This window comes from Photorhabdus sp. P32 (assembly GCF_038085095.1).
GTDB lineage: Bacteria > Pseudomonadota > Gammaproteobacteria > Enterobacterales > Enterobacteriaceae > Photorhabdus > Photorhabdus luminescens.
In genome coordinates, this window is record NZ_JAZGJN010000151.1 from 1 (window position 1) to 4,119 (window position 4,119).

At 43.7% G+C, this 4,119-nt stretch carries 5 protein-coding genes; all 5 read right to left on the minus strand.

Translation table 11 applies throughout. The features are described from left to right. The coding region (locus tag V2H77_RS01055) for a hypothetical protein (RefSeq protein WP_341497318.1) at positions 1–541 on the minus strand (541 nt) is incomplete at its 3' end. A 38-nt stretch (positions 542–579) separates the two neighbouring features. Beyond that, complete coding sequence (locus tag V2H77_RS01060) at positions 580–1,206, minus strand: restriction endonuclease fold toxin 5 domain-containing protein (RefSeq protein ID WP_341497319.1); 627 nt, start codon at positions 1,204–1,206, stop codon at positions 580–582. 1 nt (position 1,207) lies between these two features. Then, positions 1,208–1,552 (minus strand): hypothetical protein, encoded by a 345-nt coding sequence (locus V2H77_RS01065; protein WP_049585378.1) that lies wholly within the window; start codon positions 1,550–1,552, stop codon positions 1,208–1,210. A 2-nt stretch (positions 1,553–1,554) separates the two neighbouring features. Beyond that, the gene (locus tag V2H77_RS01070; protein ID WP_112877237.1) at positions 1,555–2,046 is read right to left on the minus strand and encodes a DUF4123 domain-containing protein; all 492 of its coding nucleotides are present in this window, start codon (positions 2,044–2,046) and stop codon (positions 1,555–1,557) included. Beyond that, a complete protein-coding gene (gene tssI, locus V2H77_RS01075; protein ID WP_341497320.1) occupies positions 2,043–4,019 on the minus strand; it encodes a type VI secretion system tip protein TssI/VgrG in 1,977 nt (658 codons plus the stop codon). The genes V2H77_RS01070 and tssI overlap by 4 nt, the downstream gene beginning before the upstream one ends. Between the last annotated feature and the right edge of the window lie 100 nt (positions 4,020–4,119).

The window sequence follows — 4,119 nt, forward strand, 5'->3', positions numbered from 1 at the left end:
CTATTGGCAAATAGAGCATCCAACCGGCATAAACCCTATCTGGAAAAATTTGTTTTTGTTTTAGTGAGTAGCCTCTTGTATCTACTAAAACAAATGGAGACTTACAATTAGATATTAAATTTTTAATGAATATTATAAACTTCTCAAAGTTAACATCTTCTTTTTTAAGACTAATGTTAATTGATATGTTGGTTTTCCCTAATCGGATAGGGTTATTATGAATTCCATCTTCGCTTGTATATAAAATACTATTATTATCTTCATCATTTCCATCTGATAAAGATTTAACAATAAGTTTAAATTTTTCATCAAAAGTTGCTTCAAAATGCTTTAATGCGTACTCAGTAGGCCCATTTTCATCAAATGCTCGGTACAACAATCTCTCTTCCAAAGAATTCTCAGGTAAATGCCAACCACTTTGCTTATTTGATAATTTATTTACTTGTTGCACCACCGGATATAAATCACTCAATGCTACCTTGGGTGTTATGCTCTTGTTTAGATCGTGAAATAGTTCTATTCTTGGGTATATTGTTGTCATATCTTTACCTTTTTACGCAAAATATAATTAAACAACTATCAAATCACAGTATTAAACACTTTAATGTTATTAAATTTGGTAAATGCTCTAGAGAAATATGCATAAGATACAGGTTGCAAAAAATGCCAATATGATTTTGGCACATTGTTTAAGGTTATACATACTAAATTTTGTTTTTTAGCTTGATAAATCATACTGTCATGCCCAGACATATCTCCTTTTAATTTTACATTTTTATAGAAATTTTTAGGCTCCCCATTCTTAAAGAACTGGTCATACTTAGCCTTAGCCTCAAGAAATAAGCATTGTGCAGGCTTCCAACCATCGAAATTTGTATCCATACATAACCAAGTCTCAATTATGTTTAATTCAGGGTTGTATATCGTCCCGGCAATTTTTGTTTGATAAGCAATGGTTATTTCTGAATACGATGTGGTCTTTTCCCAAACCATTGTAACGTTGCCAATTGCCGGACATTTCTCACATTCGGTACGGGACGAAGCAATTGTTTGTGTATTCGCTGTTGCCTTGTCTTGTTCACCTTCTTTATTTTTGGTGCTTTCCATCACACCAACGGCGGCTAATCCTGTTGCACAAGCAGCCAGTGTCCATTCAGCAGCAGCTAAAAGAGCAGGAGCCGCTGGCGCAAGAAGTGGTAATGGCATATCAATTTCTCCTTTTCAATAAATTATCCATGACCCGCAAATAATCACGGTATTGTTGTTCTGGGCTATCTCCCGTGTTCAACATATTCTGGATTTCTGATGAGCCGTGAAAATCATGATTAAACGCAACGAAGTATAAATAAGAGCGGACCAACGCTTCATCTTTAAACCCCATCGCAATTAAATCCAGATAAGCCTTCTTTAACCGCTGATGTAGGTTGTGTTCACTTTCATTTTCGACTAATTCACTGTGCTCAACTAGAATACGTTGTCGGATCTGGGTCACATAAGCTTCATCTTCCGCATTAATAAATTTAGCGACCTGCTCCTTGCTGAGTTTTATCATCACTAGACTCCTTTTACAAAATGGTCATTATTATCAAAAGAATACACCCACTCATGAATACCGTCAGTGAATGCCGACAATTGTTCTGGGCTGAAAATATCCCGGATCTGATGCAAGATGCGGGGATCGTAAAAACGCAGCAATGCCGTTTCCCCTGTTTCCAACTCGATATTCAGGTAGTTTTCAAGGTGACGGGTTAGTTTGTCCAAAGACAGCGTGGTGTGTAGCCAAGACACCGAAGGTGCAACCTTTTCCAGCGCAGATAACTTTTCTTCCCATGATTTCGCATAAGCCATATCAAACAACCACGGCCCCGCGAACGCAATTTTGGCATCCGGGTATTGCCGGAACAGAGGATTATTCGTGCCGGCGATATACTTAATCTCCTCAGCAAAATGACGCTCATACTGTAGGCCGCTGACTAAGGCATACCATTTCATTTCGGGATGCATTTCTCTGTATTCACTCCATTCTTTCTGTAATTCCGGCGTCATGACTGCCCCCTTATAACCATTGCTGTGCCATCCTGTTCTGCTTTCATCAGGCAGGTCAGACAGATTTCTTTCAACGGCGCCGTCAGGGCTTTTTCTGCCTGTACGACGCTTGCCTGTTTCAGTTTATCCAGCTTATCTGGCAGCTTGCCGCCCCAACCTGAGCCGCTGCCGGGTGATCCACTGCCAAAGTTAATGCCCGCACTGCTGGTGATACCGCCCGCATCGATTTTAAGGAAGTGCCCGGCGGCCTGTAGAGTCAGTTCACTGCCAGCATCAATCACGACTTTAGCGCCGGAACTTAGGTGAATTTCATTACCGCTTTGAGTTAACAGGGCATCATCTGCCTTGATATGGAGTTTCTGCTCCGTAGATAGGGAAATATCATTGCCCGCCTGTACGCGGTACTCATTGTCAATGCGTAAATGGGCATCATGTTTGATATGATGTGTCCGGTTGTGTCCGATATTACAGGCTTCATCATTCAGAACCCGGGTATTCATATCCCGCTGGGCATGAATAAACACTTCCTCGCTGCCATTTTCATCCTCAAAACGTAATTCGTTAAAACCGTTACCTTTATGTGTTTTGGTTCTGAATGTGGTGCGCGTCTTTTCCGCAGGTAAATTCAGCGGCGGGCGGTTAAGGCCGTTGTAAGTGCATCCGGTAATAATAGGCCGGTCAATATCGCCGTTGAGATAGGAGATAATCACTTCCTGACCGACGCGCGGTGTTGCCAGAAAACCAAATCCGTTGCCATTCCATCCTTGTGCAACCCGCACCCAACAAGAAGCCCGGTCGTCAGGCGCGTCATAACGGTTCCAGTGGAAATGAACGCGAACCGCCCCATCTTTATTGACGTAAATTTCTTCAGTGCCGGGTCCGACAACTGTTGCGATTTCATCGCCGTCAGCCAGTGGTTTATAGCGGTATGGCGGACGCCAGTCGTTGCGGCCTGGTATAAACCGGGTTTGTGAATTCAGGGTAGTGCCGGTTCCGCCGTCGCCTAAAACCGCAGGGACATGCCCTGTATGTTGGGAAGAGATGACTTGCCAGCGATCATTCATGGCGTCAATCGGGTGGTTGGTTAATGTGAAGATTCTGCCCGGCATTAATCGGATACAGTTACTGTTCGCTATCCCTGATTTGCTGTCAGCGCGCAGGGCTTCCAGCCGGTATTGGGTAAACGGAATGGCCTCTTTGTCTTTCTGAAAACGCCCGTAACTTTCGAAAATATGAAATAGTGTGTCGTTTTCTGCCGCAAAATCTGTTGCATTGTGTCGTAAAGCGTAATTGGGATTGTGGTAATTTCTGTCTTTTTGGGTGGTGGATTCAGGGCGCATGTGGGAGCCAAACAGCCATTTGTAGATAACATTTTCTTCTACTGCGCTGGTAATGTCCGGGTTGTAGATCAGTGTATCCGGCGCTCTCATGTTCAGGTGGCTATCACTCAGATGGAGCCCGTCATCGGCGAACCAGAAGAACATCCCCTCTTCAGCCGCCAGGCGGGTAAAGAAATCATAGGATGATTCCCTTTTCATGGTGACATATTCCCGCGTTGAATGTGGGTTATTCAAATGTATATTGGCCCTGAGTTGCTTCTGTTTCAGGAGGCTTTGTAAAATATCGGGAATGCTAATTTGGTGATAAATACGGCTGTCCTGATCGAGTGTCAGAAGCCACATTTCTGGCCTGACTGTCAGGTGATACTGGGTTTGATGCCGGTTTGTGGTCCCAACAACCGCGCTTTCAACCAATCCTGTCACTTCGCGTTGCAGAATATCGTCACGGGTGACGGTGAACCGCGCGGTTTGGAGCAGGAGGGTATCGGTATCAATATCTGAACGAGGTGCCGCTAACGTCAGAGACAGGGTAAATAACGATGAAAGCGCTTCATCTAACGTAAAATCAACCACGGCAAAAGTTTTGGCTTCCAGGTTGCCGATAGTGCAGGCAAAGCGGAGTCCGGTTTTCATAATTTTTCCTCAATACATTACATGATCTTCTGATGCCCAGGCATATTGTAAAATTCCCAGCATTCGCCGGTGTCGTCGTTGATGGCGATTAATTGGTGAA

What these genes read in the sequence shown, in the direction of transcription:
- V2H77_RS01060 (WP_341497319.1), bottom strand. Translation starts at nt 1,206, where the DNA reads ATGCCATTACCACTTCTTGCGCCAGCGGCTCCTGCTCTTTTAGCTGCT.
- V2H77_RS01065 (WP_049585378.1), bottom strand. Translation starts at nt 1,552, where the DNA reads ATGATAAAACTCAGCAAGGAGCAGGTCGCTAAATTTATTAATGCGGAA.
- V2H77_RS01070 (WP_112877237.1), bottom strand. Translation starts at nt 2,046, where the DNA reads ATGACGCCGGAATTACAGAAAGAATGGAGTGAATACAGAGAAATGCAT.
- tssI (WP_341497320.1), bottom strand. Translation starts at nt 4,019, where the DNA reads ATGAAAACCGGACTCCGCTTTGCCTGCACTATCGGCAACCTGGAAGCC.